At 40.2% G+C, this 17,871-nt stretch carries 14 protein-coding genes and 1 pseudogene; 7 read left to right on the top strand and 8 right to left on the bottom strand.

All coding sequences use genetic code 11. From position 1 onward, the window contains the following. Together ACKI5B_RS00880 and ACKI5B_RS00875 are read left to right on the top strand one after the other, a co-directional pair. Nucleotides 1-913, top strand: a 913-nt coding sequence (locus ACKI5B_RS00880) for an excinuclease ABC subunit UvrC (protein WP_486401657.1), incomplete at its 5' end; no start/stop codon positions are given. Nucleotides 914-976: 63 nt separating this feature from the next. After that, the gene (locus tag ACKI5B_RS00875) at nt 977-2,206 is read left to right on the top strand and encodes a GGDEF domain-containing protein (RefSeq protein ID WP_407425064.1); all 1,230 of its coding nucleotides are present in this window, start codon (nt 977-979) and stop codon (nt 2,204-2,206) included. Between the two features lie 32 nt (nt 2,207-2,238). On the opposite strand, the gene ACKI5B_RS00870 is transcribed toward ACKI5B_RS00875, so the two are convergent. The 7 genes from ACKI5B_RS00870 to ACKI5B_RS00840 form a co-directional block, all read right to left on the bottom strand. Beyond that, the gene (locus tag ACKI5B_RS00870) at nt 2,239-3,051 is read right to left on the bottom strand and encodes a hypothetical protein (protein ID WP_407425063.1); all 813 of its coding nucleotides are present in this window, start codon (nt 3,049-3,051) and stop codon (nt 2,239-2,241) included. Nucleotides 3,052-3,110: 59 nt separating this feature from the next. Next, nucleotides 3,111-3,674: a pseudouridine synthase gene (locus ACKI5B_RS00865; protein WP_407425062.1), complete on the bottom strand. Its 564-nt coding sequence runs from the start codon at nt 3,672-3,674 to the stop codon at nt 3,111-3,113. Between the two features lie 44 nt (nt 3,675-3,718). Further along, nucleotides 3,719-4,006, bottom strand: coding sequence for a PG0541 family transporter-associated protein (locus ACKI5B_RS00860; RefSeq protein WP_407425061.1), 288 nt, complete (start codon nt 4,004-4,006; stop codon nt 3,719-3,721). After that, complete coding sequence (locus ACKI5B_RS00855) at nt 3,999-7,115, bottom strand: efflux RND transporter permease subunit (RefSeq protein WP_407425060.1); 3,117 nt, start codon at nt 7,113-7,115, stop codon at nt 3,999-4,001. Before ACKI5B_RS00855 ends, ACKI5B_RS00860 begins: the two co-directional genes overlap by 8 nt. Before the next feature lie 3 nt (nt 7,116-7,118). After that, nucleotides 7,119-8,141 carry an efflux RND transporter periplasmic adaptor subunit gene (locus ACKI5B_RS00850; RefSeq protein ID WP_407425059.1) on the bottom strand — a complete coding sequence of 341 codons (1,023 nt, stop codon included), beginning with the start codon at nt 8,139-8,141 and terminating at the stop codon, nt 7,119-7,121. A 1-nt stretch (nt 8,142) separates the two neighbouring features. Next, the gene (locus ACKI5B_RS00845) at nt 8,143-9,462 is read right to left on the bottom strand and encodes a TolC family protein (RefSeq protein WP_407425058.1); all 1,320 of its coding nucleotides are present in this window, start codon (nt 9,460-9,462) and stop codon (nt 8,143-8,145) included. A 69-nt stretch (nt 9,463-9,531) separates the two neighbouring features. After that, a complete protein-coding gene (locus tag ACKI5B_RS00840) occupies nt 9,532-12,408 on the bottom strand; it encodes a CHASE2 domain-containing protein (RefSeq protein WP_407425057.1) in 2,877 nt (958 codons plus the stop codon). Nucleotides 12,409-12,483: 75 nt separating this feature from the next. On the opposite strand from ACKI5B_RS00840, the gene ACKI5B_RS00835 reads away from it, so the two are divergent. From ACKI5B_RS00835 to ACKI5B_RS00815, 5 genes are read left to right on the top strand one after another with little or no spacing between them, the layout of a single operon-like run. Beyond that, complete coding sequence (locus ACKI5B_RS00835; protein WP_407425056.1) at nt 12,484-12,936, top strand: lysozyme inhibitor LprI family protein; 453 nt, start codon at nt 12,484-12,486, stop codon at nt 12,934-12,936. Next, nucleotides 12,936-14,132 carry a hypothetical protein gene (locus ACKI5B_RS00830; protein ID WP_407425055.1) on the top strand — a complete coding sequence of 399 codons (1,197 nt, stop codon included), beginning with the start codon at nt 12,936-12,938 and terminating at the stop codon, nt 14,130-14,132. Before ACKI5B_RS00835 ends, ACKI5B_RS00830 begins: the two co-directional genes overlap by 1 nt. Nucleotides 14,133-14,157: 25 nt before the next feature. Further along, nucleotides 14,158-14,886 carry a FecR domain-containing protein gene (locus ACKI5B_RS00825; protein WP_407425054.1) on the top strand — a complete coding sequence of 243 codons (729 nt, stop codon included), beginning with the start codon at nt 14,158-14,160 and terminating at the stop codon, nt 14,884-14,886. Nucleotides 14,887-14,930: 44 nt separating this feature from the next. Further along, nucleotides 14,931-15,728, top strand: coding sequence for a hypothetical protein (locus ACKI5B_RS00820; RefSeq protein ID WP_407425053.1), 798 nt, complete (start codon nt 14,931-14,933; stop codon nt 15,726-15,728). 2 nt (nt 15,729-15,730) lie between these two features. Next, nucleotides 15,731-16,447: a metallophosphoesterase family protein gene (locus tag ACKI5B_RS00815; protein WP_407425052.1), complete on the top strand. Its 717-nt coding sequence runs from the start codon at nt 15,731-15,733 to the stop codon at nt 16,445-16,447. Between the two features lie 71 nt (nt 16,448-16,518). On the opposite strand, the pseudogene ACKI5B_RS00810 reads toward ACKI5B_RS00815, so the two are convergent. After that, a pseudogene (locus ACKI5B_RS00810) lies at nt 16,519-17,871 on the bottom strand (2-hydroxyglutaryl-CoA dehydratase); the annotation flags it as partial.

The following is a 17,871-nucleotide window of genomic DNA, read 5'->3' as shown; positions in this document are numbered from 1 at the left end:
AGCTCATTGCTCATTGCTCACTCCTGATTCAAGCCGCGATTTAGCAGCCCTTAACATGGCCCGCGAAAATGCAAAAGAAGACATTATCCGCCGTGTACGCGAGCGCGGGGATATGCCGGCATTGAACGAGCTTAAAGAACTGCTTAATCTTCCGCGGCTTCCTGAACGCATCGAAGGCTTTGATATTGCACACATCGGCGGCAAATTTCCGGTTGCTTCGTTAATCAGCTTCTGGAAGGGAAATCCTGACAAAAAAAATTACCGTTATTTCCGCCTCAAAACCACAAACGGCGTAATCGACGATTTTGCATCCATGCGCGAAGCCGCCACCCGCCGCTATTCACGTCTTTCAAACGAAAATGCCGAACTGCCGGATTTAATCTTAATCGACGGTGGTATCGGTCAGGTAAATGCCGTAGACGGAATCTTAAAAATGCTTAACCTGGACATCCCGATTGCAGGTCTTGCCAAGCGCGATGAAGAAATCTGGAGACCTCATGCAGGCGGTCCTATCTGCCTTCCGCGCAGAAGCGATGCTTTAAGGCTTTTACAGCGCGTGCGCGACGAAACTCACCGTTTTGCAACCAGCCGTAACCAGAATCTCCGCACAAAAGAAAATACAGTCTCTGTTTTTGCAAGTTTGCCGCATGTTGGCGAAAAACGCGAAAAAATCCTCATAAAAGAATTTACAACCCTTGAAAATCTGGCTGCAGCCGAAGAAGCAAAAATTGCACAGGCTCTTCATGTGCGCGCAGGCGAAGCAAGTGAAATTTTACTTTCCGCCCGCGCAGAGCTTGAAAAACGCAACGAAACAGCTTTGCCTAAAAAGGCAATATTCAAAGCCCAGCTTAAAAATAATCAAAACAGTTCAGATAATTATGCGGATATGCTTGCAGATGAAGCATTAAAATGACAGAAAAATGAAATATTTGTTGTTGTTTGTCTAAAACTGTGGTATAATCCTGCTGGGGATAATATGAATTTAGAAAACGTACAACAGGCGACAGCTTTTTTTTATGCCGGCTTTGATTTATTCTGTGCGCTTTTAATGGGTATTCTGCTTTATACAACACTGACTGATGTCGAACGCACAAATAAACGTCTTCATTTAACTCATGTTTTCCTTGCCGTAATTGTGTATTGCATTACAGATATTTTCTGGATTTTTGCTTATTCAGATGTAAACATTCAGCGGACCATTTTAACCCGTTATATTACAAATATTGCGATGTATTCAGTTATGTCGTTCTGTGCATATACAATCTGTCATTTCTTATTTTCAATCTGGAAGGCAGTTATCCCGCAAAAGAAAAACTGCAGAAAAGATCTTTTAATTTTTGTTCCTTTCGTTTTAACACTTTTAGCAATCCTGTCAACTTACTGGACTCATTTAATTTTTTATATTGATTCTGACGGAAACCTTGTAAGAGGTCCGCTTTATGCACTTTTAATGATTATTCTGTTCGGCTATGTAATTGTATTCGGGCTGATTTCCTTTGTTTTTTTTCTGAGAACTCAAAATGATTTTTCAAAAGAACAGTATCTGCTTGTTACAGTCTATACAATTCCTGTTATTATCGGAGCATCCCTGCATTATTTTTTCTGGGAACTTCCTTCCTTTGCAATCGGATTTACAATCGCTACACTTTTAATTTATATCATTACAATGCGTGGAATGGTTTCTCAGGATGCACTTACAGGAATTTTTAACAGGCGACAGGGAGAAAGGTTTTTTCAGGAACAGATCAGGCGTATTAATGAAGAGCCGTACTCAAAAATCGACTGTCTGTATCTTTTTATGATGGATTTGAACAAATTTAAATCAATCAATGATACTTACGGGCATACCGAAGGTGACAAAGCTCTTATTGCAACAGCTGAAGTTTTAAAAGAAGCCTGTTCTCATATCCGCCGGAAGTGCATTATGAGCCGTTTTGGCGGTGATGAATTTGTAATTGGTGTTGTTTTTACTCCGGAAGAAGCTCAGCTGTTGAACGAAAAAATTCATGATCTGATAAACAGGAAAAATGAAGAACTGAATGCACCGTATAAAATTTCAATCAGTGTCGGTTTTACCTATTATAAAAAAAACTATAATGATTTCCGTACGTTCCTAAATAATGCAGACAAGCTTATGTATGAAATGAAAGAAATTGCTCATCGGGAAGCCGATTTGGAAGAAGAAAAACTTGGCCAGGAAAATTAAAAAGGCTGAAATGGGCAGGAGATAAAGTTTTTTTATTCGACTTCAACAGATACTGCGTGTTCACCTTGATTTTGATAATTGGATTCTTCAACGACTTGTGTTTTTGAACCGTGATATTTTCTAATAACATCTACCCAATTGTCTTCAACCCAGCCTGCTTTTATGACTGTCACATCAAAAGTATAGGCAAAGCCAGGCTCAAGGAATTTGTCTTTGAGGCAATACCAGCTGCCGGGAGGCATGCAGCCGTAGTCGTTTCCGTTTCCAACAGTTTCCATGTCCTCAAATGTAAAATTTACACCGTTTCCGGTAATAGTGCATGAGTAATTATTATTGCTGCCTAATTCTGACCATTCGTCAAGGGCGCTGTTTATCGGATTTATATAAACGGTGATATATGTACCGGAATTCTCAAAATCCCTTAATGCAAGTGATACGGTTTTGTTTTCACCTGCGGACAATTTTGTCGATATTTTTCCGTAGTAAGTCACATAATCATAGGTTTCTCCCCAGTCAACGGCAGAATAATAAGCCAGAACAGAAATTGTATATGTGTCGGGAGAAAGTTTGTCTATGGAAATTGTTGAGCCGGGGGTTGCGCCGCTGATTTTTTGAACCATCTTATTTTCAGCATTTCTTACTCTGACTTCATACGCTTCGATAAAGTCATTTGAAGGAGCATTTCCGCTTGTGGAGATAGAGCGTGCGGAAGAAGAGTCGGGCAGTGCAAGTGATATTACCCCCCCCCGGGTATCAGATTCAAATACGGAGCACGAAAAAAGCAAGAAGGCACTTGCCGCAACCGAAAGAAATGCGAAAAACTTTTTTAAAATCGAGCGTTTCATAAGAATCCCCCAATATATGGCACAATCTTTTTACAATTATGACACATTTTCAGAGGATTTCAAGAAAAAACGCCGTTTTTCAGACTTTTTATTTCGCTTTGCGCGAGATTTCGCCAGCCGCCGGTTTTCAAAGATTCGTCAAGTTCGATTCCTGCAAAATTCACTCGCTTTAGATACACGACTTCGTTTCCGAGCGCACGGAAAATCCGCTTCACTTCATGGAATTTTCCCTCCGTAAGCGTGATTTCACATTCGTTTGTGATTGTGACAGCCTTCCAGTCGATTTTTGCTCCGTTTGATTTTTGTTCAGGCGACTTTTTTTCAGCAGGCAGAACCATGCCTTTTTCTGCAAGTTTTGTGTATTTTTTCTGTTCGGTTTCTGAAACAGCATTTTTAAGGCGGACAAAATATGTTTTTTCTATTTTGTTTTCGGGGCGGGTAAGAAAATTTGAAAATTTTCCGTCATTTGTAAATAAGAGCAGACCTTCTGTATCGCAGTCAAGCCTTCCTGCTGAATGTAATTTGACTCCGTTTGAAATGAGAATATCGGCCGGAAAATGTTCATAAACAGTGTGATGTGAATCACTGGTATGAGAGCAGACTTCTCCGGCTTTTTTGTTCATAAGAAAGTAATAAAATTTTTCAGGTCTTTTTGTATGCCGCATTTTTAAATTTCTTCAGCTTTTACTAAAAATAATTTTATTCCTTCGTTTGTAAATTTTTCTTTTACGGCTTTTATAATAGCTTTGAGCACAGGAACTTTTTCGTCTTCCATGTAACTGAAAAGCACAAAATTTGTCTCCGGCCAGGTACCGTCTCCCATTTTGTAAGACTTTTTTCCGCGGCCGACAGCCATCGGAATTATTGTGTACAAAACGCCTTCAATATGCTCTTCCATGAGCGAAATAATTTCATCCTGCACGGACTGATTGGCAATAATTTCTGCTCTAGTCATTTTTTTCCTCCGCCAAAAGTACCTGAATTTTCGATTTGTGTACTGACTTTTCTTTCATAATCAGCGAGTACAGAACCGGAATAAAGAAAAGCGTAATGAAGGTAGAACTTGTTAAGCCTCCGACTACTGCAACTCCAATCGGCTGAACCATGCCGGCACTTCCGCTTGTAGCAAAGCACATCGGAATCATGCCGAGGATTGTAGTTAAAGTTGTCATTAAAACCGGGCGAAGGCGGCTGGCTCCTGCTTCAAGACAGGCTTCCTTCATTTTGTAGCCTCTGTTAATCAGAAGGTTTGTGTAGTCTACAAGAATAATTCCGTTGTTTACGACAATTCCGACAAGCATAATTAAGCCCACTGCACTCATCATACTGAAAGCCTGTCCTGAAATTTTGTAGATAAAAACAACGCCTACAATCAGGAAAGGAATTGTCATAAGGTTAATGAACGGAGCCTTAAAGCTTTCGTAAGTTCCGGCCATAACGCCAAAGACCAGCAGAATCGCCATGATTATGATTAAACCGTAAACCTGTCCCTGCTCCTGGGTGTCCTTCCAGTTTCCTTCGTAAGAAATTGTAACTCCGTCCGGCACGATAAAGCTTTCTGCAATTCCTGCCTTAATGTCGTCTTCAACTTCGTAATCATTGCGCTTTCCGTTGTTGTCTGCGCTTACGGTTACAACGCGGGTCTGGTTTGCACGGCGGATTGAAACAGGACCTAAACCTTTAACAACACGGGCAAAATTTGCAACACTTACCTTGCCGCCGTTTCCGTTTACATAAATCTGCTCAAGGTCTGAAACGCTCTGCCGGTCTCCTTTCTGATACAGAAGGACCATGTCGTATTCCTTTCCGTCCTGGCGGTAAGTTGTGGCAGTAACTCCATTGATTGCATAGTTTATTTCCTTTGCAACTGTAGTAACGTCAACACCGAAAGAATATGCCCGCTGTCTGTCTATCTCGATTTCAACTTCAGGCAGACCTTCTTCAGTATCAATTGAAACTTCACCGATGTCAGAAATATCTTCCATGACAGAGCGGATTTGAGAAGCAACTTCCAGAGCAGCATCAAGATCATCTGAACGGACTTTGATTTTAAACGAAGAACCTGTCATCTGCCTCATCATGCCCTGTGAAAAGTTAAAGCGGGCATCGGTAAAATCACCGAAATGAGCACGGAGCTTTTTCTGAATAGTATCGCTTGTATCAATCTGTTCTTCTGCACCCGGAAGATTTATCTGAATTGAGCCTTTGTATGAAGATGAATTTCCACGACCAGTGCCAATCGAAGTAATGAGCGTGGTGTAGCCTTCTATTTCTTCTTCACAGATTTTTTCAAAAGTCTTTAGAACGGCTGTTGTTTCGCTTAAGGTCGTTCCAATCGGCATTGTAAGATTTAAGGTTACACTGTCATCCTGGCCGCCTGTCATCATCTGAACACGAAGGGTCGGAATAAATACAAAAGCCGAAACAAGCACAGAAAAACAGACAATACAGGTAACCAGCCTGTTATTTAAGGCAGCGCTCAAAGCTTTTCTGTAAACTTCTGTAAGTTTTACCAGAGGAATTTCAAGCAGTTCGTAGAATCGTTTTAACGGCTTAAACTGAACCGGCTTTTCAGTGCGGTTTGTAAGCGGGAAAAACTTACCTGCAAGAACCGGTACAAGGAAAATCGCAACAAAAAGTGAAGAGACAAGCGCTATAACGACAGTAAAAATCATGCCTTTGAACATCTGCCCCATCATTCCAAGATCAGACATAAAGAAAAGGAAGGGAATAAATACACAGATTGTTGTAAGGTTTCCGGAAATTACAGACATAATCATTTCCTGTGAACCGAGAACTGCTGCAACTTTAGGCTGGGCTCCGCGGGTGCGGTAAACGTAAATGTTTTCAATCATAACAATGGAAGCATCTACAATCATACCGACGCCAAGAATAAGACCTGTTAAAGTCATCATATTGAGCGTAAGCCCCGCAAAATTCATACATAAAAGAGTAATTACAATTGAAAGGGGAATTGAAATTGCAATAATCATTGTTGATTTACCGGATTTCAGGAACAAAAACAAAATAAGTACAGCAAGAAGAAGACCGGTATATGCAGATTCAACAAGAGTATTGATTGTATCGTTAATTGAAGTCGAATCATCACGGATAATTTCGAGTTTTACGTCAGAAGGTAAGATTTCCTGAATTTCTTCTAGTTTTTCGCGGGCAGCTTTTGCAACTGTAACTGTATTTTTACCCGACTGCTTTGTAATACTTACGTAAACGCCCGGCTGACCGTTAATGTAAACTTCACTGGATTTGTCTTTATAACCAAGATACGCCGTACCTATGTCACTGAGTTTTACGCCGTAGCCGTTAAGAGTTGTAATAATTGTATTGTTTACTTCTTCAATGCTTTTAAACTCACCTGTAGTACGGATTGTGTAATCATGAATGCCTTCAGTAATTGTTCCGCCGCCCAGTTCAAGATTCTGTTTTCCAAGGGCAGAATAAACGCCTGCCATAGTTAATCCGTAAGCTGCAAGTCTGTTCTGGGAAATATCTACACGGACAATTTTTTCCCGTCCGCCGGAAACATCTGCTTCTGCAATGCCGTCAACCTGCTCAAAAAGGTCAACAATCTGGTCTTCGGCAATCTGTTTTAAGTCGTCGTTGGAACGGTTTCCGCGCACTGCAATCCGCATAATAGGCATGGAATTTGAATCCATTTTAAAGATTGTAGGACTTCCGGCATCATCAGGAAGGTTTCTGGTTACACGGCTGATTTTATCACGTACATCATTTGTGGCTTCGTCGAGGTCTGTACCGTAATTAAACTCAAGCGAAATCGAAGAAGAGCCTGAAGATGAAGTTGAAGTAAGATTTTTTAATCCGCTTACGGAAACCAGCTGCCCTTCAAGCACTTTTGTTACAGATTTTTCGACTGATTCCGGCCCCGCATTTGTGTAAGTTGTGCGCACTGTAATGTATGGGGATTCAACGTCAGGCATAAGGCTTATCGCAACATTTTTTAATGTAAAAACACCCGTTATCAGAAGGAGAACAAAGACAATCAGCGTTAAAACCGGGTGATCAAGTGTTTTTTTAGATATACTCATAATTTATTCCCCGCGAGAAGGTCTTTCCCCGCCTTCAGGGCGATTTCCTTTTTCAGTATTTTCCGGTTTTTCATTTTCAGTTTTCAATTTTCCATTCGTGATGTCCTGTACTTTAGAGCCGTCACCAAGTGAAGTCTGTCCCTGAACTACGACTTTTTCGCCAGTGTCAACGCCTGAAAGAATCTGAATTATGCCGTCGACGCTTTTTCCGAGTGTGACCTTTCGTTTTGAGACAGTTGAATCTTCGTTTACGACGTATGCAAAATAATCATCTCCGTTCTGAACAAGAGAATCAGACGGCATTGTAACAAAGCCGGTATAGTCTTCGGTAAAAAGTTTAACCTTGCCGAACATACCGGCATTGATTCTAGAATCTTTTTCGTCAAAGTGAAGGATTACTTCTTTTGTGCGGCTTGTTGTATCAACTACAGGGCTTACACGCGTTACAGTCGCCTTAAAAACAATATCCGGATAAGCTTCAACCGAAATATCTGCTTTTAAGCCGTTTTTTAATACTGAAACATAGCGTTCAGGAATATCTGCACTTACCTGAAGATTTGAAATATCTCCGACAATGGCAATTACCGTACTTGTTGTAACTGTTGTTCCGTTTTTGAGCGGAGTTGAAATAATACTTCCTGAAATCGGAGCATAAACCGGGCTTTTTTTGTAATACTGTCCAGGCGCACTTGGGTCTACATATGCAATAATGTCACCGCGCTTTACTGAAGAGCCGAGCATAACATTTGTTTCCATTACTTTGCCTGAAACATCAGGGAAGACATTTACTGAATTCTGGCTTTCAATTTCACCGTTTGTTGAAATATAGCCGTGAAGTGTTGTTTCTTCAAGAACCTGCGTTTTTACAGAAACAACAGTATTTCCGTTTCCCCGTCCCCTCTTCATTGGTCCTGCACCTTCTTTACCGGAAGAACTAAGTTTTACAAAAATAAAGCAGACAGCAAGAAATGCAAGGGCAGAGCCTGCAACGATTTTCGGTTTAGTAATTTTGAATTTTTCGTTCATTTTAATCTCCAAGTGTTCCGAATGGAACTCCGATTGTATTTTCCAGATTCAAAACAGCTTTAATAAGCGTTAAAGTTTCATTTTTAAGGCTGACCTGCGCATTCAGGAGGGAAGCATTCGCATCCTGCAGAGTAAGCAGGTCTTTTGTACCCCGGTTGTAAGCTTCGGCAGTCATTTCGTATGTTTTTTTTGCAAGTTCAACATTTGCCTGCTTGTACTGAATTGATTCCTGGCTCTGCCTTATTGAACGCAGACTTGAATCCACAGTGCGCTTTAAGTTTTTCATTTCGTTATCAAGCTGGAGTTCAAGGTCTTTTACAGTATCTTTTGCGCTGTCAACTGCATCATTTCTGGCCGACCACGGAAGAAAACCGTCCAGCGGAATTGTTGCCGAAAGAGAAATGGAAGCTGATTTTTCCGGCTCAGGCTCTGCCCCTTTATAGCCGGTATACCAGTACTGGTCGCGCAAGTTTAAGGATGCACTCAAACTGGGAGCAAAGGCTGAAAATCTTTTATCCAAAACCGTATTTTTTGCAGAAGCAATTTTGTATTCAAGAAGCTTTATGTCAGAAGATTTTACATCTTTCATGTCAACTTTAATTTCATTCAGGTTGATAAGGTCGTCTAAAGAACCTGAAAGTTCAATTCTCTCGTCTATCGGAAGTGAAAGCAGCTGCTTAAATGAAGCCAGATCATTCAGAAAAGTTGTTTTGGCACTTCCAACAGTCGGAATCTTGCTCTTGTAATTTACTTCAGCAGAAAGTACATCGATTTCGCTCAAACGTCCCTGATTGTACTTTGCAAGGTTATTGCTGTACTGGGTCTTTGCAATTTCAAGATTCTGTTCCTGGAGGGTAATATTTTCTTTTTCGTATAAAAGTGTGTAAAAAGCCTCGCGTACACTCAGTTCAACCGATTTTACAGCATCTTCAAAACTGATTTTTCCTGATTCGTAAGCAATTTTTGCGCTCTGCATTGAAGTGTAGAGATTTGCACTTAAAGAAAGTGAAAACGTAGCAGAAACCCCAAGATTTGCCGTGTAATTTGATTTTGTATCACTTAAGGCATCAACTGGAATTGAAGAGCCTGCACCAAGACTTACTGTCGGTGAAATACTGTTCCATGAATGAGAATCAGCTCTTTTTAGTCCGTTCAGTGTGATTTCTTCGCGCGCAATTGAAATATTGTTTTTCTTTGCCAGGTTGACCGCATCTTCAACAGAAAGTGCAGTACTAACTGGCTGCTCAGAATTTTGTGCAAAAGAAAAAGAATAAGCGGTTAAAATAAAAAAAATCGCTGATAATAATACTTTTATTTTCATATTATAATAATATCAGCGATTATAAGAAGTTTCAAAAATAAAGTGTTATAAAGTAGAAAAAACAAAAAATTATTTGCTCTTCATTGTGTAAACACCGTCCCAGATTTTAGGAACGCCGTTTTTAATATAATCTTCGCAGCGTTCCATAAAGACTTTCGCACTTTCATCCATCGGATAAAGTTCATCAGCCTGTCTGTAAAGTTCGTAAGCTTTTTTCAAATCTTCGACATCTTTCGGCTCGTTCGGAGTATCACTACCTTTTAAATACCATTCAGTGCCTTCGTTAAAAAGCTCCGTTGCTTTAATGCGCTTTTCGCTTAATTCGTTTCTAAGACCAATAATCGAATAAATTCCGACCGGCTTTTTTACGTTGATTACGCGTACACAGTCAAGCTTCCTGGCCACTATTTTACCGGCATTTTCGCCCTGATTGGCAGCATTCCATGTACTTTCAGAACACATAATCCATGAACCGTAGGCCTTGTTTGTTCCTTCAAGACGGCTTGCAAGGTTAACGTTATTGCCCATGATTGTATAGTTAAGCTTTTTCTCTGTTCCCATATTGCCGACAACCATGTTACCGGTGTTTAATCCGACACGTGAATGAAGGAAAAACGGCTCGCCGGTTGCAGGATTTATCGGAAGCCGGTCTTTGTTTTCTTCGTTGAACTGGCGTTCTGCCTGAAGCATACGGATTCCTGCTACACAGGCATCAAAGGCATTGTTTTCATCGTGAACAGGAGCTCCAAAGAACGAGACAATTTCATCACCGACATATTTATCGATTGTACCGTTGTTATCCATAATGGCATCGCTTAAAACACCAAGATAATCGTTTAATACAGCAACAAGCCTTTCAGCACCTTTATCTTCGCCTTCTTCGTTATTTATAACTTCTGTAAAGGCAGAGAATGACTTTACGTCAGAAAAGAGAGCCGTAAGATTGTCAGATTTACCGCCCAAGCTTGCAAGAGCCGGATTTTTTACAATCTGGTCAACTACAGCAGGAGCAACGTAAGCACCAAAAGTTGCCTGAAGGAATTTTTTGTCTTTTTCGCTTGTAGCAAACCTGTAGATTGTCATTGCAAGATATGAACTGAAGGCAATCAAAATTGCACAAAGTGCCGGAATATAAACACTGAATATAATAATCAGTAAAACGGGCAGAATAAGGCTTAATACAACAAGGCTTACACCGGTTAAGTTTTGAACACGGGCCCGTTTTTCAGCAGGAAGCACAATTAAAATAAGGGAAAGAACTGATATGATAAAGACACCCCAGCCCCATTTTGCAGGATAAATAAAATCCTGATTCATGATTGTATTGTAAACATTTGCGTGAGTTCCGACATTCATGTATGCCCGTTCAAATGGAGTTGTACCCAAATCGGTTGTGGAACTTGCCGTATGTCCTATAATACAGAATGAATTTTCATAAACCTGTTTTTTTTCTGCAAAAATAGAATTGTAAAGCTCATTTTCACTGGAAAGCGTGTCAAAAAGCTCTGAAAGTTCTGACTGGATTGAATTAAAAGTTTCTTCATCAAGATAATCCCGGATTAAAATCAGCCGTTCTGCAATTTCGTCCAGAGCATTTCCTTTACAGAATGAGGTAACAGCTTCAAAAAAATCTTTGCGTGCCTGAAAATACTGCTCGTATTCAGAATAATCGATTCCGCCGCCAATGGCATTTCCCTGTGCATCATAACCTTCGCACTTTGCAAGCAGAAATTCCATAAAATCATTAATGTCAGAATAATCAGAAACAAGTGTTTTTACAGTCTGAGCAGACTGGAGGGGCTGTAAATCAAGTCCCTTTATTTTTGCAGAATCAAGGGAAGTCAAAAAGCCGTTCAGCGATTTAAGTTCGGTAACGACATTTTTTTCAAGTTCATCAAGCTGGGCTAAAAAGAACATGCTTTCATGGCGGAATGAATCGATAAAAAGCGAATGAAGCCAGTTGATTATCATTTTTCCGTCAGAATCCAGTGGAATTGAAATGTCTTTTCCGCCAATGCTTCTGCAGTTTGTAAGTTTAAGACTGTTTTTTTTACGTGTGATGCTCTGCGGATTTAATATTTTTAAAACCGGTGCAAATGAAAGCTGACCGGCAAAAAGCCCGTCCTTATTATTTAAAAGTTCGATTCTGCGGCGGGTTCCGTCCATATCAATAATGACGTTAGTAAAACCTGCTCCCTGTGCATGGCTTATGAACTGATGCATAGCCGGAGAAAAGCCAATCAGATATTTTCTGTCAAATTCAGGATTTCCCCAGTCAGGTTTTCCGATTTTGAAGTTGTCGATAAATGAAGTTTTTGTACTGTCCAGACGCCCCTGTCTGAAATCCTTAAGAATTAAATCGTCTTTATCTTCTACATTGTATAAAAAACGCTGCTTAACATAATCAATTTCTTCGTCAGTATATTTCATATCAATATCGAGAGTATTGATTGTAAGCCATGTATTTCCGAAGAATTGAATTGCGCGTGCAAAATAATCGTCGTTATCGCGTACAAATTTTTCAAAGTCAGGTCGGGTTCCGTCAAAATTAGAGGCTGCTTCGATGATGGCATCTTCATTTACGGCAAGACTTGATGGCGAAAGATACTCAATATCGAATACAGCCGTGCTTGCGCCGAATTCTTTCATACGCATAAGGACTTTAGCAAAAATATTTCTTGGCCACGGCCAGGTCTTCATTTCCTGAAATGAATCATTGCTTGTTGAAACGTTATCTGCTTCGACTAATAAAACTTCGTGTCTTGTTTCCGGGGCTTTTGAAAAACCGAGAAGCAAATCATAAATACGGTAGTCGAATTTCTGCAATGCTCCGATTGCGCAGATTGTAGTCCAGAAAATAACAGCTGATACAACAATAATAAGTGCGATTAATTTTCGCGATAAAGATTTTTTAGAACCTTTTGAGTTTTTTGATATTTTTCCCATGACAAATATTATAACACAGATTATAATAAAACCGTAAAATTTTCTTAAAAAATAAAAGTAAGGAGTTTGCTTAAAATGAAAAAAATCCTTTCAGGAATTATTCTGGCTCTTATTTCAAACTTCGCAGTCTTTGCACAAAGTTCAGAGCGTGTTTCTGCATTACTGGAATCTGAAACGGCTACCTGTGCACAGTCTTCTTACCTTGCAGCTGTTTATGCAAAGCTTATTGATGAACAGAGTACAGACTTACAGGCATTTGAAGCACTTAAATCAAACGGATACTTTTCATCAGATTCTGAAGCTGATTCTGAAGTTACTCTTTCCGAGCTCAGTTTTATCTATATGAAAGCTCTTAATTTAAAAGGCGGGCTTTTTTACACACTGTTCCCTTCAAAGCGATATTCTTACAAAGAATTAAAAGCTAAGGACGTTCTGCCAAAAGAGTCGGATCCTTCAATGAAAGTTTCCGGCAGAGACACAATCGATATTTTTAACGCTTGTCTTGAACTTACAGGAGAAACAGAATAATGAAAATCACACTTAAAAAAATATTTCTTTCAGCCGCTTTAATTTCTCTTTCCGTACCTTTGTTTTCTTTTGATTTCGGCGGTCTTCTTTCAAATACCACAAAATTTTCCGGAAAAGAAGTTTCAGACCTCACTCTTGACCAGAAAAACTCCATCAGTCTCTGGCTTAAAACACCTGTTTCTGAAGACGGATTAAGCTATTTTGTTACAGAAGGAAGTTTTTCAACAGAATACGACGATTCAATTCCTGCCTCTGATGATAAACTGCTTTTAACCGGTGATTTATCACTGTTTAAGCTTGTTATTCATCAGGAATTAAGCTCTGGCGACTTAACAATATCTACAGGCCGTTTTTACAATGAAGATTTGACCGGCATTATTTATTCACAGAACGGTGACGGCTTAAAGGCAGAATTCCAGGGAGCAAGGTTTAATGTTTCGGCTTTTGGTGTTTACACAGGTCTTTTAAATGCCAAAAATACTACAATTCTTACAGATGCATCTCCTGCAAACACTTCTCCAGAACTTTCTGACAAACCTAAAAAACTTTATGTTCTTGCTGATAAATATGCAGTTGCCGGCCTTGTTTTTGATCTGCCGAATCTTATTGCAGCTCATGGGCTTTCTCTTGAAGGCCTTGCTTCAGTTTCACTTGATTCTGAGACTGCAGACTATAACAGGTTTTACGGAACAGTTTTGCTTTCAGGTCCGATTGTTTCATCGGTTTTCTATGATTTATCATCAACTTTAGGCTTTTCAAAATATGACGACGGGGACATGGAAAAGTCAAATCTTTCAAAAATCGCAGTTACTGCCTATCCGTCATTTAAATCAATGTCTGTATCATTAAACGGTGTATATGCTTCAGGAAAACAGGGCTCATTTGAATTTTTCAAAGGCTTTACAAGTAATTCTGCAGTAAATTCACTTGCAGAACCGGAATATTCTGCACTTGCAAAGGCCGGCCTTTCTGCAACAATAAAGCCGGTTTCCAATGTTCTGGCCGCATTAAGCGCAGATATGGTTTTTGATGCAGCTAAAGAAATTGAATATCAGGGATTCCAGTATTCAGCAAATGCAAACTGGCAGATTGTAAGTGATGTTTCTGCAGGATTAAGCTTTGGCCAGTATTTTGATAATGATGATTCAGGAAATAACAAAACTCAGCTCAAGATTAATGCAAGTATAGCATTCTAATATAGAAATCTTACGGAGGTTAACTATGAAAAAATTAATTCTTTCATTGATTTTTACTGCAGCAGCATTTACTGCATTTGCATTTCAGGCAACAGTTGTTTCAACAAAAGGAAAAACAGAAGTTCAAAACGGAACTACGTGGGTTACCTTAAAAGAAGGTGATTCTCTTGATCAGGGTTCAGTCATTCAGACAGGTTTTAAATCTGAACTGGTTTTAAAAATCAAAGAATCTACAGTCACTGTTTCACCACTTTCGCGCATAACATTAAAAACTCTTGCAGAACGCGAAGGAATAAATGGTGAAGCCGGCAAAGACGAAACAACAATATTCCTCGATACAGGTTCATTAAAATCAAATGTTCAGAAATCTGCCGACCGTCGTGTAGGTTTTACAGTAAAATCTCCTGTTGCAACGGCTTCTGTCCGTGGTACTGAATTCGGTTTTGCTTCACGCTACAAGAGAGCAAAACTCTCAACAACCCGCGGTTCAGTTGCTTTCTGGAAAGCAAAAAATAACAAAGAAGCTGAAGGTACAGAAGATGCTCCTGTTAATGCCGTAATGGTTTCTCAAGGTGAAGTTTCAAATTCAACAGCTGCAGGTGTTTCAAAACCTTCAGAAACAGCAAAAGAATCAGCAGTTTCTCTTGGAAGCGGAACTCAGACAGCAAGTTCTCAGGAAGCTGGTACAGAAACTTCCAGCACTTCCGGCGGCTCTAAAGAGGCCACCATACTTGTCGAGCTGATTTTTGAATAACAGCAACACTTTCGTAAAAATGAAAAATTTGATAAAATCAAGGTATGTTAAAGATTAAATCAAATTTTATTAAAAATACAGTTTTCACCTTTGCACTTCTTTCGGCTTTTTCTTTTACAGCCTGCAAAGGTGAAAAAAAACTGACTGCATCAACTACACTTTCACAGGTTTCAAAATCAAAGGAAACAGTTCCTGCAAAACTCAAAAAAATCTCTCCCGAAACAAAGGCTTATCTGGAAGGCAAAAATATTGCAGTTGTTTTAGGATACGGCTATAACTCAGAAGAATCTGTTCAAAAGCTTACACAGAATCTTAATGAAAATTTTGGAGTTGAAACTGAAGAAAAACCGGGCTTGATTTCTGTTTTTGTTTATCCGGCAGATTTTATGGTAGCCGGTCGTGAGCGTATTTCTCATCTGGCAGACAGACTTGAAGATAAGACACTTGCCGGTATGATTATTCTGGGTGCTCCGGAAGGCCTTCATATAGCCATTTCAAAACTTCAGGATAAAGCTGAAGACGGTAAACTTCCATACCCTGTATTTACATTTTTTTCACAGGATGATGTTTTAGGTTCTGAGTCAAGTTCTGATTTTGTACTTGATTATGCCCACAAAGCAGATGTAATTGATGGAGAAGTCACTGATTTTATTCCTGATTTTGATGAATCTCAGATTCTTATTAATTCAATTTCTCAGATGATTGAGCTGCGCCAGCCTTTAAAAGCAGATAATAATCTTCTTGATTTTGTTCAGAAATTACTCGACAAAAACAGAACTGTTACGCGTTATATTGACGGTGAAACAGGCTTACAGTCAATAAATCACTTTATTTTTGAGTAATAATGATAGAAATTGTCCAGCAGACAAATCTTGCAATCGGCTCAAAAAAAGCAGTCTCAGGACTTGCCGGAAAAGAATTTGCAAAAGTTCTTTTGATTTCAGATTCACATGGTAATTCGGTAATCCTGCAGGATATTATTGCAAAATTTGGCCCTGACTGTGATGCAATGTGCTTTTGCGGTGACGGACTTTTAGATCTTATTGAAACCTTTGAACTTGCTTTTTTCGACAAAGAATTCGGTAAAAAAATGCCGGAAGTTGTTTATTTTGTGCGAGGAAACGGAGATAATTCAACAACGACAATTTTTACAGAACAGAGAATTCCTGTCACCGTCCCGGAATTTCAGGAAATTGAAATAGCCGGCAAAAAAATTTTTCTTACGCACGGTCACCGTTATAATGTGTATTACGGAATCAAAGATCTTAAAAATGAAGCAATAGAACGGGGGATGGATATTGTCTGGTACGGACACACACATGTTCCGAATTCAATCAGAAGCCATGTCAGTCGTAACGGACATAAAGATTTTTTTGCAGTTTCAAATCCAGGAAGCTGTGCCCAGGCACGCGGTGGAATGCCAAACAGTTTTTCAATAATGGAAGTTCATCGTGAAGCAGAAAAAAATATCTGTCATTATTACAGAATAACCAGAGATAAAAATGACGAACCGGTCTTTTCTGAAATGCCAACTCCCCGTGGTGAAATCCGCTTGTTTTAGTCTAATATAAAGCAAAGAAAATGCCCGATAACACGAAAGTTTCGCATTATCGGGCATTTTTATTTTTCAGTTTACACAGCCGTGGTTGCCGGTACTGCATTCCTAGCATCAACCGGATCATCGTCTACAAACTGAGCTCCTCCCGAAGCATACTGGATAATCGGCTCTACTTCGCCTTTTTTAGTCCAGATTTTGCCGTTTGGAAGCTCGTCCGGGTTTTTGCCGATCGGTGCGTTTGAAAGCAGAAGCTTTAAGCGGTTAAGCTGGTTGACTTCTGAAGCACCCGGATCATAGTCGATTGCGCTGATGTTCGATTCAGGATAGCGGCGGCGAAGCTCTTTAATCATGCCTTTGCCAGTAATGTGGTTTGGAAGACATGCAAAAGGCTGAACGCAGGCAACGCTTGGAGCACCTGAGTGAATAAGTTCTACCATTTCTGCTGTTAAGAACCAGCCTTCGCCGGAGATGTTTCCTGTCTGAATGATTCCTTCGACACTCTTCATCATGTCCCAGATTGAGCTTGGCGGATCAAAGCGCCGGCTCTTACGCAGGCACTTTTTCATGTAGCGGCGGTAAAGTTCGAGCGCCCAGACAGCAAATTTACCTGTTCTTTCTTCGGCTTTAGGGAATGCAAGTTCTCTGTGCCGGAATACACCGTCACTGAATGTGTAGAACAAGAAGTCCATTAAATCAGGCATTACACATTCTGCACCTTCGCGCTCGATTACGTTTACCATATCGTTGTTTGCAGTCGGGTGGAATTTTACAAGGATTTCACCGACAACACCGACGCGCGGCTTTTTAACCGGAAGAATCGGAAGCCTGTCGAAATCGCGCACGATTCCTTTAATAAGCCTTCTGTACTTGAAAATTGAGTTTGACCTGAGCATCTGCTCAGCTTTTGCGTTCCATTTTTCGTAAAGGCGGTTTGCACTGCCAGGTTCTGCTTCGTACGGGCGTACACGGTAAAGAACACGCATCAAAAGGTCGCCTAAGAAGGCTGCCATCATTGCCTTGTGAACCATGCCAGGTGTGAACGTAAAGCCAGGATTCTTTTCCATACCGAGTGCATTGAGCGAAATTACCGGAACATGGCTCCAGCCGGCATCGTTTAAGGCACGGCGGATAAAGCCGATGTAGTTTGTTGCACGGCAGCCGCCGCCAGTCTGTGAGATGATGACTGCAGTTTTGTTAATATCGTATTTTCCTGATTCAAGCGCTTCGATAAGCTGGCCTGTTACAAGAATTGAAGGATAACATGCGTCGTTGTTTACGAACTTAAGGCCTGCATCAACGGCTTTCGGGTCAACTGAATCGAGGACGACAAAGTTAAATCCTGAGTACTGGAATGCCTTCTGAAGTAAGCGGAAGTGAATCGGCGACATCTGCGGACAGAGAATCGTATATTCATGCTTCATTTCTTC

The sequence above is a fragment of the Treponema sp. genome (genome assembly GCF_045657965.1).
Lineage (GTDB): Bacteria > Spirochaetota > Spirochaetia > Treponematales > Treponemataceae > Treponema_D.
This window is presented reverse-complemented; position numbering and strand designations above follow the sequence as displayed.